This window comes from Amycolatopsis keratiniphila subsp. keratiniphila, assembly GCF_001620365.2.
Taxonomy (GTDB): Bacteria; Actinomycetota; Actinomycetes; order Mycobacteriales; family Pseudonocardiaceae; genus Amycolatopsis; species Amycolatopsis keratiniphila.
In genome coordinates this window covers 1-14,359 of record NZ_LQMT02000014.1, presented here as the reverse complement: position 1 = coordinate 14,359, position 14,359 = coordinate 1, and the positions used below count along the sequence as shown (strand labels likewise).

Genomic DNA, 14,359 nt, shown 5'->3' with positions numbered 1-14,359 from the left:
AGCTTGGCGTCATGACCACGTTGCTCGAACGGGCCCCGGCTCCCGTCGCCGGGAAGACTTCGCGGCGAAGCGTCACGGCACTGTTCGCGATCGCCCTCCTCGTCGCCGGATACACCGGGTTCCGGTTGCCGGGGGAGTGGGCGGCCACCCTGCAAGCCGTGTCGCTGACGGACGGTTTCCACCGCCGTTTCCTCATCGGCACGCTCCTGAAGCCGTTCGGGCACGACTATGCGGTCTTCGTGGTCGCGAGCTTCGCCGTCCTCGGCGCGGTACTGGCGGTCTTGACGCTCGCCTTCTTCCGCGGCCGCACCGAAAGCCGGCGGTGGTCGATCGTCGTCTGGCTCCTGTTGCCGACCGGCGGTTACCTGTTCCACGAGGTCGGTTACTTCGACCAGGTGCTGTATCTCCTGCTGTTCGGCGCACTGTGGGCGTCGCACCGGAACAGACTTGTGCTCGCGAGCGCGATGATGGCGCTTTCGGTGACGGTGCACGAGATCGCGTTGCTCACCGTGCTGCCGATCTTCGGGTTCGCCTTGCTGCGGAAGGTTCCGTTCCGGCGCGCGTGCGCGCTGCTCAGTCCGTCCGCGATACTCGGCCTCGGGATTCTCGTGCTGCCGCCCGCCACTCCCGGCGCTGTCGACGGTCTCGGGCGCTCACTGTCCACAGCGGACTTCCGCTACCGCGCCGACGCGCTGCACCTGTTCGGGCGCACCCAGGCCGAAAGCTGGCGGCTGTACTCGATCACCGGTGTCCTGCTCTACCTGCTGCCGATCGCGGCCGTGGTGATCGGGGGTTTCCTTTACCTGCACCGTCCGACGCTCTCCGCCGTGGTGCCCACCGCCGCGATCGCGGCGCCGGTGCTGCTCGCCTTCGGCGGCTGGGACGACGCCCGATGGGGCTTCCTGCTGGTCACCGGCTTCTTCGTGGTGGTGTGGCTCTGGCTCGGCCACCGCGAGCTGAAACTTTCCCAAGCCGGTGTGCTGACCGCGCTCGTGCTGGTCCTCACGCACGTCCCGATGCCGTATTTCGACGGCTACGCGCCACGGTGGCTCACTCTGGTGACTCCCGTGGAAGCCGCACGGTGAACACCGCGCCGCCGTCGTCGTGCACGGTGATCTCCCCGCCGTGGATCGACGCGTTCTCGCGGGCGATGGACAGCCCCAGTCCGCTGCCTTCGGTCACCTGCCGCGCGTGATCGCCGCGCACGAACCGGTCGAACAGGATCGGGCGCAGCTCCTCGGGGATCCCCGGGCCGGAGTCGGCGACCTGGATCGTCACCGCGCCGGGAAGGCCTTCCAGGGACACCGTGATCGGGGTCCGGCCGTATCGTTCGGCGTTGACCAGCAGGTTGCGCACGATGGTGTGCACACGGCGCGGATCAGCGGAGACGGTCGTGTCGCCGGTGCTCGTCAGCTGGACGGACGTCTCCGGCACGCTCACCTCGATCGCGTCCTCGACGAGCGCGGGCAGGTCGACGAGCTCGGGGCGCAGGTCCGCGGAACCCGCGTCGAATCGCGAGATCTCCATCAGATCCTCCACCAGCCGGGCCAGCCGCCTGGCCTGAGTGCCGAGCAACTCGGTCGCCCGGGTCCGGACCTCGGGGCTGGCGTCGTCGAGGGTGTCCACCGTGGCGACCATCGACGCGAGCGGCGTCCGGAGGTCGTGCGCGACATCGGCGACGAATCGTTGCTGCTGGCGGTCCTTGGCGCGCAGCTCCTCGATCGCCGTGCCGACCCGATCGGCCATCGTGTTGAACGACGCGGCGAGGTCGGCGAGTTCGTCGCGGCCCTTCACCGGGACACGCACGTCGAAGGCGCCGCCGCCCAGGTCGCGGGCGGCGGAGGCGACGCGGAGAACCGGCCGCCGGATCCGGCCCGCGGCGAAGACCGCGGCCGCCACGCCGAGGACCGTGACACCGAGCGCGATCCACCCCAGCTTCCACCGCTGGGCCGCCAGATCCTGCTCGAACGTGGTGAGGTCGAAGAACTGCACGACCCAGTACGCGACGAAGTTCGCGCTCACCACGAGGAGCCGGTGGCCGGTCAGCGGATCGGTCGTGGTCGCCGACAGCAGTTTTTCCGGCCCCGTGGTCCGCAGCAGGACCGCGTCCTTCACCGTTTCCAACGCGGCTCGCCGGTCGGGCGGGGTCGCGTTTTCGGCGCCTGTCGTCCAGTCGTGGCTCTGCGACGAGGACTTGACGACTTCGGGAGGTCCTTCGGGCGGCCTGAAGTCGTCGTTCGTCAGTGGGGGATGGCTCGTGACGAGCATCCAGTCCGCCGCGGCCTTGTCCATTCCCTGAGAGAACATCTCCAAGGCCCGGGGGGAGCCGGCCATGAACTGTTCGAGATGGGGCCAGGCCTGCCCGAACATCGCCCCGAACGACGTCTTCGCCGCGGCGGTGAACCTGTCGAACGCGTCGTCCTTCTGGATTTCGGCCGCGCTGAAGGCCATCAAGACCGTCGCCGTCGTGGTCACGGCCACGACCGCCGCGGTCACCCTCGCACGGAGCCCGAACCTCATTCGCCCACCAGCCGGTAGCCGAGGCCGCGCACGGTCTTCAGCACCACGGGATTCGCCGGATCGTCCTCGATCTTCGCCCGCAGCCGCGCGACCGCCGCGTCGACGATCCGCGAGTCGCCGACGTAGCCGTAGTCCCAGACCCGTTTCAGCAAGGTCTGCCTGCTCAGCACCTGGTTGGGATGTTCGGCGAACTCGACGAGCAGCCGGATCTCGGTCGCGGTCAGCGCCAGTTCGGCGCCGTCGCGGGTCACGCTCATCGCCCCCGCGTCGATCTCCAGCCGTCCCAGCACCAATCGGCCGGCCGACGGCCCCGGAGCGGTGACGGCACGACGGCCGATCGCCTTGATCCGCGCGTCGATCACCCGCGGTTCGGCCGGTTTGACCACGTAGTCGTCGGCGCCGCATTCCAGCCCGGCGACGATGTCGATCGGGTCGCCGCGAGCGGTCAGCAGCACCAACGGCAACCGGCTCCGCGCACGGATCCGGCGGCACACCTCGAAACCGTCCATCCCGGGCAGCATGACATCGAGCAGGACGAAATCGAGTTCGAGCCGATCGGTGAACAGCGTCTCCAGTGCCCGCTCTCCGGTCGGCGCGACGATGACGTCGTGCCCGAGGGCTTTCAGCGCGAGTGTGAGCGCCTCGGCCAGGGCTATGTCGTCCTCGACGAGCAGGATGCGCGGCATGGTTCCCCCAAGATCGAAAGGCTCACCGATGGTAAGGGCGCTCTGTCGCACCGCACCGGATTCGGGGCGGAACCGTCGCGGAGTCGTGCCGTCTCGTCACAAACCCCGGTTCTCTGTTTCACTGTCGTATCCGCGAGCGAGGGGGAACGATGTCGATCGCGTCCGGTCACCACGGATTCTCCGATGTGGCGGTGGTCGCGGCCGGCGCGGTTTCCGGCGCTGCCGGTGCCTACGCCTACTACAGCGAGCCGCTTCAGCCACTGGCGCACAGCTTCACCCTGTGGATCGTGCTGATCGTCGCGGTCGTCCCCGGGATGCCCAGGCGGCGGGCGGTGGTGCGGGCCGTGTGCGCACTTCTCGCGGCCGTCCTCGCGTTCTACCCCGGCAAGGCGTTCATGTACGGCGTCAAATACGCGGGCATGCCCTATTCGGTGGATCTTTCGACGCTCGTGTTGTGGTGTGGTCTGGCGGTGGCCGGCGGTGTCGTCGCAGGACTGCTGCTCAGCGCCGTGGGGCGGCCAGACCGTCGCGGCACCTTGGCCACCGCGGCCGTCGTGGGTCTGCTTCTCGGCGACCTCGTCCGGCGGTCCGACCGGTTCGGTGTCGGAACCTTGGCGGTCGCGACGGCCCTCGCGCTCGCTTTCGTGGCCTGGCGGGGAATCCGTTCGTCTCGGCAGGCCGCGCAGGTCGCCTTGGCCGTAGTGCCGATGGGACTTCTCGGTCTCGTGATCGTGTCGGCCCCGGACTTCTTCGAGGGCATGACCCTCTAGTTCTCGAGCTTCGGGTTCCAAGCCGTCAGGGTCAGCTTGCCCGTGGTCCCGAGGTCGGTGTCGACCGTGATCCGCTGCTCCGGGTCACCCTTCGCGGCCGCGACCGTCACGTAGGCACCCGCTTCCGGCGAACCCACGGTGACGGTGTTCGACCACGAGACGACCGAGAGCAACGTCCCGCCGGGCTGGACCGTCTGCGGGCTGACGCCGGGATCGATCGCCATGTACGACGTGCCGTGCTCCACGGCGACGTCCATCGGCCGCTTTTCCTTGTCCAGCAAGCGGACTTCGGGATAGCCGGTGAGCGTGCGCGGGGTCGTGCCGCAGTTGGTGAGGGTGAGCACGACCGCGCGATGGCCCAGCGCGGCCTCGACCGGCCCGGATTTCACCGTGACCCCGGTGCCAAGACAGCCCGCCGGTTCGACGGTGCCCGGCACCGGCGTGGGCACGGGCTGAGGGACCGGCGCCGGCGGTGAGGGCTCGGCGCACCCCGCCAAGATGAGCAGCAGTCCACCCAGCGACCCCAGTTTCCCCAGCACTCCGGAACCTTATCCAAGTACGTGAAGCTCCCCTTCACGTACTTTGGTGGGCCCGAGACGTCGCGAAAGCCACTTTTGGGACATCAGACGTCCCGAAAGTGGCTTTCGCGACACGCCCGGCCCACCTCAGAACCTGCTCAAGAGGCCAGCAACTCCTGCAGTTCCGCCACCGCCGCGGTCAGCTCCGTCGCGAACAGCTCCATCTCGTGCGCCACGTGCTTCGGCGTGCACAGGTACAGGTTCAGCGACTCCGGCAGCAGCACGTACGCGACGCCGATGCACTGCGGGCTGGTCGACCCGAAACCGAAGTACCGGATGTTCACCGACGGCGCCGAGCTGGTGCTCAGGTAGTCGTTGCGCATCTTCAGCCAGCCGGGGGACGAGTACAGCGACGGGGAGTCCTCGACGCCACGCCGCTTCTGGATCAGCTGCAGCTCCCACAGGTGCTGCTCCGGCGCGTCGCCCGCCTGGCACTCCTTCGCCCGCGTGACGTGCTTCGCGGCCGCCGCGCGGAAAGCAGCCTGGCGTGTCTGACGGTCGGCTTGCGGGTCGTTCATCACCTGGACGAACCACAGCACTTCGGGCGTCACCACACGCATCGCTTCGGTGCGCCCGTTCTGGTACTGCCGCGTCGCGATCGACTCGTACGTCGCGCCCGTGATCCCCTTCGCCCGCTTGTGCGCGAGCTGGTACGCCATCTGCGCGAAGGCGTCCGGGGACATACCGAGCTCCTTCGCCCGGTTCGCACCGAAGTCGGTGAAGGACACCGTCTTCGTAGCGGTCGCGTCGGCGTACTCGGCGAAGGCCGCCGCGGCGGCTCGGGCGTCCTCGCGCAGCGCGTCGCCCAGGACGAACTCGATGACCTCGGACGACGGCACCCCGTCGGCGGGTGGCCGCTCCAGCCGTGTCCCGCTGAGCAGCGCGTCGGTGAACCCGAGGATCGTGGTCCCGTCCAGTTCGCAGTGCTCGACGTTGATCCCCGCCGTGCCGTCCTCGAACACGATCAGCGACACCGCCTTGTCGAACCAGCGGTTCCCGCTGTCGCCGTGCAGCAGGTGGTCGCACGCCTCCTGCGTGCCCGACGGCGTGAAGTCCTCCAGGCACAGGCAGAACAACGCCGTCTCGATGTCGTCGAGCGCGGCCGCGTTCCCCGCCGCCAGCAACGCGTCCCGCGTCGCCGCCCACTCGGCCCTGGCCTTGGTGGTGAAATGCCCGGCGGCGGTGGCCGGATCCTCGATGAAGGTCCCCGACTTGACGATCGCCTGCAGCCCCGCGACCAGCTGTTCGGGGGAGTACGGCCGGCCGTCGGGCGCGATGACGTCCATCCGGAACGGGGTGTCCCGGTGGAAGACCACGATGTGCCGCGCCCTCGACGGCCCCGGCCAGTCCTCGCGGTACGGCGTGCGCGCGGTGTCCTGGACGGCGCCGGGGATCCGCGTCGCCGAGAACAGGAACTTGTGCTGCACCATCGACTGCGGCTGTCCGCGCAGCAGGATCGGCGGCACCAGTTCCTCGTCGAGCTTCAGCTTGTAGTCCACCGCCGAAGCCGCCAGTTCGGCCGCGCGCTCCAGCTGCCCCAGCGGGGACTCGGTGAACAGGAAGAAGAAGTTCGCGTTGAGGGCGATCCGGTCCCGACGGCCGAGGTAGCGGTACGGCCAGAAGGTGTCGAGCCAGCTTCGGACGTCTTCGCGCTTGTCGTAGGCCTCGAGCGCGTTCTGCAGTTCGTGCGCCGGGCTTCCCGCCGCGAGGAACTCGGCGACGGCGCCTTCGGTCTCCGCGAGCTCGCCGGGGGTGAGCAGCGGCGAGCACCACTCGAGGAACCGGCGGCAGGTGTCCTCCAGGCTGGGGACGGGGACCCGCGGCAGGATGTCCTCGTTGCCGAACGTGCGGGTGGACGGTTCCGGACTGCTCACGATCATCCTTGATCTCGAAGGGGAAGGGCGTTCAGCGCGGAGGCGAGCCCGCCCGCCGCGCCGTTCGGGCGGGAGACGAACAGCCGCGCGTACAGCCGGCCGCCGTCCTCCAGCCCACGCGGGTCGACGCCCGCGACGGACAGATTGTCCAGGATCTGCGTCTGTTCCTCAGCCGAAGCGAATTTCCGCTGCCGGAAGACGCCCTCGACCCCGGCCGTCTCGTAGTCCAGTTCGCCGAGGCTGTCGGCGACCGGGCCGTAGGAGAACATCCGGAGGACGAAATGCGCCATCCAAGGCCGGTTTTCCCGCGCGATCCGCACGAGGGTCTTCTCGGTGACGTAGCCGACGCAGCCGGTCGAGATGACGATGTCGACCTCGGACAGCAACGCGCGCTGTTCGTCCGTCGGGTCTTCGTTCTCCAGATCGGCGTGGATCGCTTCGTCGATGAAGCCCGCTGCGAGCGCGTAGTCCAGCGCGGGCGCGGAGGCGTCGAGGCCGATGAAGCGCACTGTGTCGTCCTCGACCATCCGGCGATCGCGCGCGATCAGTTCGTCACGGCTCAGCGACGCGGCGGACGAGTAGTGGTCGTACAGCCGTTCCATCGACGTGTCGCATCGGTGCAGTGCCGCGTTCACGCCGTACGAGCAGCCGAGGTCGAGCACCGTCGGCACCTTGACGTCGGTTTCCGCGCGGTACTCGTCGATCAGTTTCGCGAAGTAGGCCTTCGCCTGCTGCGGGATGTCGTAGTCCAGCGGACGCAAGGTGCCGAAGAAGGCGCGTGGATCGGGCGCGGTGTAGATGTCGTCGAAATTGATCTTGCCGGTCGAATCCAAAGGCACGGCCAAGCTCCTGACTTAGTCGAGCAGCTGATCGCCCCGGACCGCCGCGGAAGCGACGTGTTCCGGCAGGACCCGGCCGAACAGCTGTCTCGTCCGTTCCGGACTGCCGATGACCCCAGGGCGCTCGCTGTACGCGAAGATCGCGGAATGGCGGGCGACTGCCCCTCGAACACTACTCACCCGGTGCAGCGCGAAGCGTCCGCGAAACAGCTGAAGATCACCGGGACGGAGAGTGAGCCGCCTGATCAGGTGATCGCCTTCGCCCGCCAGGACGGCACGGACGTCGTCGAAGTTCTCCGCCGTTTCGGAGCGGATGTTCGGGCAGAATTCGAAGACTCCGCCATCGACCGCTTCCTGCGTGAGCATGCTGACCGTGTACTCGTTGGTGTCGAAATGCCACGGATGCGAGCGGCCCGGTTCGATCACGTTGAGCACCAGCCCGGACAGCGGATCGGCGAGTTCGTGCAGTTCGGGGAGTTCGAAGCAGTCGGCCACGAACCGCTGGAACTCCGGGCTCGAGTACAGCTGCTGGATCACCGCGGTCGCCGGGATCCGGTCGCGCGCCACGAAAGCGTTGCCGCGTTCCATGATCGTGCGGCCCGGATGGTCTTCCGGCAGCGGAGTGTCGATGGCGATGTTGTAGGCGTTGACGCGTTCGACCTTCGCGTACGCCTCCGGAGCGATCTTCGAGCCTTCGCGGCGAAGGGCGTCACGCAATTCCGGACGGATGAAGTCGGCCAGCACACTGCAGCCCGTTTCCCGCAGTTCGGCACGGGTGCGGGAAACGATTTCGCGCCACGCGGGGCTTCCCGGTTCGGACAGCGGATAGCGGGCGGTATCGGCCACTTGGACTGCGCTCGCGGTCATCGACGTCCTCTCGGCTGCCCGGAAGTGATTCTCGGGTTTAGCACAGAAAACGCCCGCGACCCCCGCGCCTTGTGAGCGGTGCCACACGCAACGTGACGGCCTCCTGACTCGGGTCAGGAGGCCGTCAGTGGCTTTTCGTCAGCTGGTGACAAGCGGCAGCAGCGGACGGCGCACCGCGGTCGCGACGCCGTCGGACGCCTGGGCCGCGGCGATCCGCTCCGCGGTCGGCGTGCCGTATTCGGTGGTCCGCTGCCGCAGCGGACGGCCCAGCGGTTCGACCATCGCGCGCATGTCGCTGATCGTCTTGTACGACCCGTTCGCCGCACCCGCCATCCGGCTGATCGTCTCCTCCATCAGCGTTCCGCCGATGTCGTTGACCCCGCCCTGGAGCACCGCGCGGCTGCCCTCTTCGCCGAGTTTCACCCACGAACTCTGGATGTTGTCGATCATCCCGTGCAGCAGCAGCCGGGCCAGCGCGTGCACCGCGCGGTTCTCTCGCAGCGTCGTGCCGGCCCTCGCCAGCCCGGCGAGGTAGATCGGCGAACTCTGGTGGATGAACGGCAGCAGCACGAACTCGCTGAACCCGCGCCGCCCGTTGCGCTCCAGGCCTTCCCGCTGCAGTTTCGCCAGCAGCTTCAGATGCCCGACCCAGTGCGCCGGCGTGTCGACGTGGCCATACATCATCGTCGACGTCGTGGTGATCCCGAGTTTGTGCGCGGTGGTGACGACGTTGATCCATTCGGACGTCGGCAGCTTGCCCTTCGTCAGCACCCAGCGCACGTCGTCGTCGAGGATCTCCGCGGCCGTGCCCGGCAGCGAGTCGACGCCGGCTTCCTTCGCGCGCGCCAGCCAGTCTTCGATCGAGAGGTTCGTCCGCGAAGCGCCGTTGACGACCTCCATCGGCGAGTACGAGTGCAGGTGGATGTCCGGCTGACGGCGTTTCACCTCCGCCGCGAGATCGAAGTACGCGGTACCCGGCAGATCCGGGTGGATGCCGCCCTGCATGCAGATCTCGGTCGCGCCCGCGGCCCACGCCTCGTCGACCCGGTCGCCGACCTGCTCCAGCGAAAGCGTGTACGCGTCGGCGTCGGTGCGCCGCTGGGCGAACGCGCAGAACCGGCAGCCGGTGTAGCAGACGTTGGTGAAGTTGATGTTCCGCGTGACGACGAAGGTGACGTCGTCGCCGTTCACCTCGCGACGCAGGTCGTCGGCGATCTTGGTGAAGGCGTCGAGCTCCGGCCCATCGGCGTGCAACAGCGCCAGCGCCTCGTCGTCCGAGAGGCCGGCGGGGTTCTTTTCCGCGCTGCGCAAGGCATCCCGGATGTCGAGGTCGAACCGTTGCGGCGCGGTCTTGATGTTGCCCTTGATCTCGGCCCAGTCGCCGTACACCGAGTCGAAGTCGCTGCGGCGGTCCTCGGTCCGCCCGACGGTGTCGACCTCGACGTGCAGATCGGTACGCCCGGCCTCCTTCCACCCGCCGTCCGGCTCCTGCCACGGGATGCCCACCGGGATGGCCTCTTCGATCGCGAGCCCGGTCTCGGTGTCGGTCAGCGGCGCGAGATGCGCGTTCATCCGCGGGTCCAGCCACGGCTCGCCCGCCTTGACGTACTCCGGGTAGATCGGCAGCCGCTCGCGCACGGTGAACCCGAGCGCCTCGGTGCGGCGTTTGAGCTCGTCGATCTGCGGCCACGCGCGTTCGGGGTTCACGTGGTCGGGGGTCAGCGGCGAGACGCCGCCCCAGTCGTCGATGCCCGCGTTCAGCATCAGTTCGTACTGCTGGCCGATCAGGTTCGGCGGTGCCTGGATCCGCATCCGCGGCCCGAGCACCAGCCGCGCGACGGCGATGGTCGCGGCGAGTTCTTCGAGGTCGGCGTCCGGGGTCGCGCGCATCTTCGTGTCCGGCTTCGCGCGGAAGTTCTGGACGATGACCTCCTGGATGCCGCCGTAGGTCTTCGCGACCTTGCGGATGGCGAACAGGGAGTCGGCGCGTTCTTCGAAGTTCTCGCCGATGCCGATCAGGATGCCCGTGGTGAACGGCACCGAACTGCGGCCGGCGTCCTCCAGCACCCGCAGGCGGACGTCCGGGTCCTTGTCCGGCGAGCCGTAGTGCGGGCCGCCCTTCTCGGTGTACAGCCGCTTCGCCGTCGTCTCCAGCATCATGCCCATCGACGCCGACACCGGCTTGAGCCGCTGGAAGTCCTGCCAGCTCAGCACGCCGGGGTTGAGGTGGGGGAGGACGCCGGTCTCTTCCAGCACCCGGATCGCCATCGCCCGGACGTAGGACAGCGTGTCGTCGTAGCCGTGCGCGTCGAGCCAGTCCTTCGCCGCCTTCCAGCGGTCCTCCGGGCGGTCGCCGAGGGTGAACAGCGCCTCCTTGACCCCCATCTCGGCACCCTTGCGGGCGATGTCGAGCACCTCGTCGGGGGAGAGGAACGGCGACTCGACCCGGCCGGGGACGGTCGCGAAGGTGCAGTAGCCGCAGCGGTCCCGGCACAGCCGGGTCAGCGGGATGAACACCGAGCGGCTGTAGGTGACCACGCCGGGGCGGCCCGCCGCGACGAGCCCGGCGTCGCGGACCCTCGAGGCGTGCTCGGACAGCGTCTTGAGGTCGTCGCCGCGCGCCTGGAGCAGGATCGAGGCCTCGGTGATGTCGAGGGTCTTCCCGTCGCGCGCCCTGGCGAGCGCCCGGCGCATCGCCGAGGTGGTGGGGGCGTTCGCGTCTGCATCCGATGCCATTCCCGCACGCTATGGCCGGACTCGCTCCACCTGCCAGTGTGCAACCCGCCACCGCGTCACCCACGTGGGTAAGGTCACCGTTTCCGCAGGTCAGAGCGCGATCTTGGTTGCCGATCAGCGGGTGCGAGTGTATTACCTAAAGTGTGGCTTCGGTGATCGGCAAGAAGGTCGGCGGGCGGACGTACTACTACCTCGTCACCTCCGCGCGGGTCGACGGCGAACCGCGCGTGGTTTCGCAGCGCTACCTCGGGACCGCCGAGGAGATCGGGCGCGCGATGGAGGGCGACGTCTCAGCCCCCGGCGAAGCGCGTCACCGGACCTTCGGCGACGTCGCGGCGGTATGGGCCACGCTGCGACGGCTCGACTTCGTACGCCGGGTCGACGAAGCCGTCGGACCCCAGCGCGCCGCGACCACCCTCGGGACGCATCTCGCGCTCGCCGTCCTGCACCGGGCGACAGCTCCCGAAACGCGATTAGCCGACTGGTGGCGAGACTCCGTCGCCCGGGAATTCATCCAGGCCGACCTTCCGAATCACCGGCGGGCGTTGCAACGCCTCACGCCCGAACGGATCGCCCGGATCGAGACCGCCGTCGCCGGCGCGGTGCTCTCCTGGCTCGGGACGGGCGACGCCGCGCTCGCCGTCGACGTCCCGCAGTTCGCCACCTTCACCACGGCCGATCCCTGCCGCTGCGAACTCGCCGGACTCGGCCTGGTGGTGACCAAGGACGGCGCGATCCCGCTGGCGTCGCACGTGTACCCACGGGAAGAGGCACCGCCGTTCGCCGCGCTCGCCGAGCGACTCCGCTCGCTGTATCCCGTCACGCTGGTCTTCACCGCGGGCCAAGCGGCGCAACTGGACCTCGGGCGGCATTTCGTCGGCGCGCTCCCGCTTTCGGAGCATCCGGAGCTGCTGTCGAAACCGCCGTCGGCGCGCAAACCCGTCGACCCGGAGCGCTTCGCCGGGCTGACCGCCCTCGACACCAGAGCCGTGGTCGCGGGCGTGCGCCGGCGCGTGATCCTGACCCATTCGGAGACCCTGCACAATGCGCAGGCCCGCGCGTTCGGCGAGGAACTGAGCACCGCGACGCGGGAACTCGCCGGCCTCGACGCCGCGCTGGCGTCGGGCGTCTACCGGGGTGACCGCGGCCAGGTGAACGCCGAAATCGCCCGGATCACCCGCGGCCGTCGCGTCGAACGGGTGCTCTCACCCGCACTGACCGGGACGAAGCCGGGGGAGATCCGGCTGACCTGGAAGGTCGACGACGCCGCGGTGTCGCGGTTGCACGACGAGTTCTTCGGCAAGCAGGTGCTGGTCACCGATCACGACTGGCCGGTGTCCGAGGTCGTCACCGCGTACCGGGCCCGCACCCACCTCGACTCGACGTTCCGCTGGCTGACCGGCCCCGCCGTCACCGGCCCGGCTCCGCGCTGGGACTGGACGCCGCACCGGATCGCGGTGCACACCCTGGTCACGGTGCTCGCCTCCACGGTCACCCACCTCATGCGGCGCGAGGCCGACCGCGCGGGGATGAACCTGTCGGTCCGCGAACTGATGGACAGCCTCGCGGGGATAGGGGAGACGGTGCTCCGGTATCCGTCCACCGGCGGCCGCCCGCGGACGCGGCGCCTGCTGACCGAGCGGAACCCGGAACAGCAGGCGCTCTTCGACCTCTTCGGTCTCAGCTCTCTCGGTGGATATGAAGCGCGGAGAAGCTCTGCACCACCGGCATCAACTCGATGACGTTGATGTTCACGTGCTCCGGCTGCGAAGCCGCCCAGAAGACGGACTCGGCCACATCGGCGGCCGTCAGCGGTGTCGTGCCCTTGTAGACGTTGTCGGCCTTGCTCTGGTCACCCTCGAACCGGACCACCGAGAACTCCGTGCCGCCGACCAGGCCCGGCTCGACGTTGGTCACCCGGACGCCGGTGCCCTGCAGGTCCGCGCGCAGGTTCAGGCTGAACTGGTGCACGAACGCCTTGGTCGCGCCGTACGCGTTGCCACCGGGGTAGGGGTAGCTGCCGGCGACCGACCCGATGTTGATCACGTGCCCGCGGCCGCGCTCGACCATGCCGGGCAGCAGGGCGCGGGTGAGGTGCGCGAGCCCCTTGATGTTCGTGTCGATCATCTGGTCCCAGTCGTCGAGCTTCGCCCGGTGGGCGGGCTCGAGCCCCTTCGCGAGGCCGGCGTTGTTCACCAGCAGATCGACCTCGGCGAACTCGGCGGGCAGCGAGCCGGGGAGCGCGGCCACCGCGTCGGCGTCCCGGACGTCGAGCTCGAAGGGGAGGACGTTCTCGCCCAGTTCGTCCGCCAGTTTGTCGAGCCGGTCCTTGCTGCGCGCGGCCGCGACGACCTTGGCGCCGTCGGCGGCGAACCGGCGGACGATCTCGACGCCGAACCCGGCGCTGGCACCGGTCACGAAAACGGTCTTCTCGGGCATCAGTCAATCTCTTTCAAGAATCGTGCGAACACGTCGTTGAACTCGGCCTCGCGCTCCAGGTTAGGCATGTGCGCGGCGCCCTCGATCACCGCCAGGGTGGAGCCGGGGATGAGGTCGTGCATGAGTTCGGCGTCCGCGACCGGCGTGAACTCGTCCTCGGTCCCGACCACGACCAGGGCCGGTACTTCCACGCGGGTGAGGCTCTCCCGGTAGTCCGGACGCTCGGCCCGCCCCCTGAGCGCGGCCGCCGCTCCTTCCTTGGGCGTCGTGCGCATCATCCCGAGGACGTGCGCCGCCACTTCCGGCATCGTGCGGACGTTCTCCGGGGAGACCATCTTCGTCAGCACTTCCTCCGCATAAGGGTTCAGTCCCTCCGCGAGGACGCGGTCCGCCATCTCGTTTCGGACGCGCTTGCCCTCCTCGGTCTCTTCTTGGGGAGACGTGTCGGCGAGCAAGAGCCCGGCGACGCGCTCGGGGTAGGTGCGGTGGAACTCCATGACGATCTGCCCGCCCATGGAGAGGCCGCCCAGCACGAAGCGTTCGAGACCGAGGTGGTCGGCCAGCCGGACGATGTCGGCTGCGAAGACATCGAGCCCCGTCTTCTGGTCCTTTGCCGGCTTGGTCGTCTCGCCGTATCCGCGTAGGTCCGCGGTGATGACCCGGTAGCCCTCCCGGCTGAAGCGTTCGGCCTGGGGCCGCCACATCGAACGGTTGAAGGGGTGGCCGTGGACGAGGACGACGGGCAGCCCGGTGCCGAGGTCGTCGTAAGCGACGGAGATGCCGTCGAGTTCCGCAGTACTCATGAGCCCGACGCTAATCGGAGCAATCGACGGGATCAATACGGTGCAATGTACTCGGAGCAATGTTCTTGCCCGGGAGTTCATCCGCGGTCTCCCGGGGCGATCACCGCGTGATCGCCGGGGCCGGGCTCGTTTATGGCCTCTGACCTGCGCGAATGTCGTTAAGGTACCCCCCTGTTTTCGGGGGTTTCCGGCCATGTAAAGTTCTCTTCGTCGCCAGGGAAACCGAGCGGCCGACCGGGACACGAAC

General features: G+C 68.8%; 12 protein-coding genes. 3 read left to right on the top strand and 9 right to left on the bottom strand.

Annotated elements, in window-relative coordinates; genetic code table 11:
* Positions 1 to 11 precede the first annotated feature (11 nt).
* A complete protein-coding gene (locus AVR91_RS15280) occupies positions 12 to 1,085 on the top strand; it encodes a hypothetical protein (RefSeq protein ID WP_063273457.1) in 1,074 nt (357 codons plus the stop codon).
* Here AVR91_RS15280 and AVR91_RS15275 read toward each other — a convergent pair.
* The gene (locus tag AVR91_RS15275) at positions 1,051 to 2,520 is read right to left on the bottom strand and encodes a sensor histidine kinase (protein WP_063273458.1); all 1,470 of its coding nucleotides are present in this window, start codon (positions 2,518 to 2,520) and stop codon (positions 1,051 to 1,053) included. The genes AVR91_RS15280 and AVR91_RS15275 overlap by 35 nt on opposite strands.
* Positions 2,517 to 3,206, bottom strand: a complete 690-nt coding sequence (locus tag AVR91_RS15270; RefSeq protein WP_063273459.1) for a response regulator transcription factor — start codon at positions 3,204 to 3,206, stop codon at positions 2,517 to 2,519. Before AVR91_RS15270 ends, AVR91_RS15275 begins: the two co-directional genes overlap by 4 nt.
* A gap of 149 nt (positions 3,207 to 3,355) precedes the next feature.
* Between AVR91_RS15270 and AVR91_RS15265 the strand changes: the two genes are divergently transcribed.
* On the top strand, positions 3,356 to 3,976 hold the full coding sequence (locus AVR91_RS15265) for a DUF6518 family protein (protein WP_063273460.1): 621 nt from the start codon (positions 3,356 to 3,358) through the stop codon (positions 3,974 to 3,976).
* Here AVR91_RS15265 and AVR91_RS15260 read toward each other — a convergent pair.
* From AVR91_RS15260 to AVR91_RS15240, 5 genes are all read right to left on the bottom strand, one after another.
* Positions 3,973 to 4,515 carry a DUF4232 domain-containing protein gene (locus tag AVR91_RS15260; protein ID WP_063273461.1) on the bottom strand — a complete coding sequence of 181 codons (543 nt, stop codon included), beginning with the start codon at positions 4,513 to 4,515 and terminating at the stop codon, positions 3,973 to 3,975. The two genes, AVR91_RS15265 and AVR91_RS15260, sit on opposite strands and share 4 nt — an antisense overlap.
* A 137-nt stretch (positions 4,516 to 4,652) precedes the next feature.
* Positions 4,653 to 6,434 carry a choline/carnitine O-acyltransferase gene (locus AVR91_RS15255; RefSeq protein WP_063273462.1) on the bottom strand — a complete coding sequence of 594 codons (1,782 nt, stop codon included), beginning with the start codon at positions 6,432 to 6,434 and terminating at the stop codon, positions 4,653 to 4,655.
* Positions 6,431 to 7,261 (bottom strand): class I SAM-dependent methyltransferase, encoded by an 831-nt coding sequence (locus AVR91_RS15250; protein ID WP_083737581.1) that lies wholly within the window; start codon positions 7,259 to 7,261, stop codon positions 6,431 to 6,433. Before AVR91_RS15250 ends, AVR91_RS15255 begins: the two co-directional genes overlap by 4 nt.
* A 21-nt stretch (positions 7,262 to 7,282) precedes the next feature.
* Entirely contained in the window at positions 7,283 to 8,134 is an 852-nt protein-coding gene (locus AVR91_RS15245) for a HalD/BesD family halogenase (protein ID WP_063273464.1), read from the bottom strand.
* Between the two features lie 138 nt (positions 8,135 to 8,272).
* Entirely contained in the window at positions 8,273 to 10,828 is a 2,556-nt protein-coding gene (locus AVR91_RS15240; RefSeq protein WP_245394650.1) for a bifunctional FO biosynthesis protein CofGH, read from the bottom strand.
* Between the two features lie 185 nt (positions 10,829 to 11,013).
* Between AVR91_RS15240 and AVR91_RS15235 the strand changes: the two genes are divergently transcribed.
* The gene (locus AVR91_RS15235; RefSeq protein WP_083737579.1) at positions 11,014 to 12,612 is read left to right on the top strand and encodes an IS1634 family transposase; all 1,599 of its coding nucleotides are present in this window, start codon (positions 11,014 to 11,016) and stop codon (positions 12,610 to 12,612) included.
* Here AVR91_RS15235 and AVR91_RS15230 read toward each other — a convergent pair.
* The gene (locus AVR91_RS15230) at positions 12,551 to 13,309 is read right to left on the bottom strand and encodes an SDR family oxidoreductase (protein WP_016332209.1); all 759 of its coding nucleotides are present in this window, start codon (positions 13,307 to 13,309) and stop codon (positions 12,551 to 12,553) included. The genes AVR91_RS15235 and AVR91_RS15230 overlap by 62 nt on opposite strands.
* Complete coding sequence (locus AVR91_RS15225) at positions 13,309 to 14,112, bottom strand: alpha/beta fold hydrolase (protein ID WP_063273466.1); 804 nt, start codon at positions 14,110 to 14,112, stop codon at positions 13,309 to 13,311. The genes AVR91_RS15230 and AVR91_RS15225 overlap by 1 nt, the downstream gene beginning before the upstream one ends.
* Between the last annotated feature and the right edge of the window lie 247 nt (positions 14,113 to 14,359).

What these genes read in the sequence shown, in the direction of transcription:
- AVR91_RS15240 (WP_245394650.1), bottom strand. Translation starts at nt 10,828, where the DNA reads ATGCGCCGGGCGCTCGCCAGGGCGCGCGACGGGAAGACCCTCGACATC.
- AVR91_RS15280 (WP_063273457.1), top strand. Translation starts at nt 12, where the DNA reads ATGACCACGTTGCTCGAACGGGCCCCGGCTCCCGTCGCCGGGAAGACT.
- AVR91_RS15265 (WP_063273460.1), top strand. Translation starts at nt 3,356, where the DNA reads ATGTCGATCGCGTCCGGTCACCACGGATTCTCCGATGTGGCGGTGGTC.
- AVR91_RS15230 (WP_016332209.1), bottom strand. Translation starts at nt 13,309, where the DNA reads ATGCCCGAGAAGACCGTTTTCGTGACCGGTGCCAGCGCCGGGTTCGGC.
- AVR91_RS15225 (WP_063273466.1), bottom strand. Translation starts at nt 14,112, where the DNA reads ATGAGTACTGCGGAACTCGACGGCATCTCCGTCGCTTACGACGACCTC.
- AVR91_RS15255 (WP_063273462.1), bottom strand. Translation starts at nt 6,434, where the DNA reads ATGATCGTGAGCAGTCCGGAACCGTCCACCCGCACGTTCGGCAACGAG.
- AVR91_RS15245 (WP_063273464.1), bottom strand. Translation starts at nt 8,134, where the DNA reads ATGACCGCGAGCGCAGTCCAAGTGGCCGATACCGCCCGCTATCCGCTG.
- AVR91_RS15275 (WP_063273458.1), bottom strand. Translation starts at nt 2,520, where the DNA reads ATGAGGTTCGGGCTCCGTGCGAGGGTGACCGCGGCGGTCGTGGCCGTG.
- AVR91_RS15270 (WP_063273459.1), bottom strand. Translation starts at nt 3,206, where the DNA reads ATGCCGCGCATCCTGCTCGTCGAGGACGACATAGCCCTGGCCGAGGCG.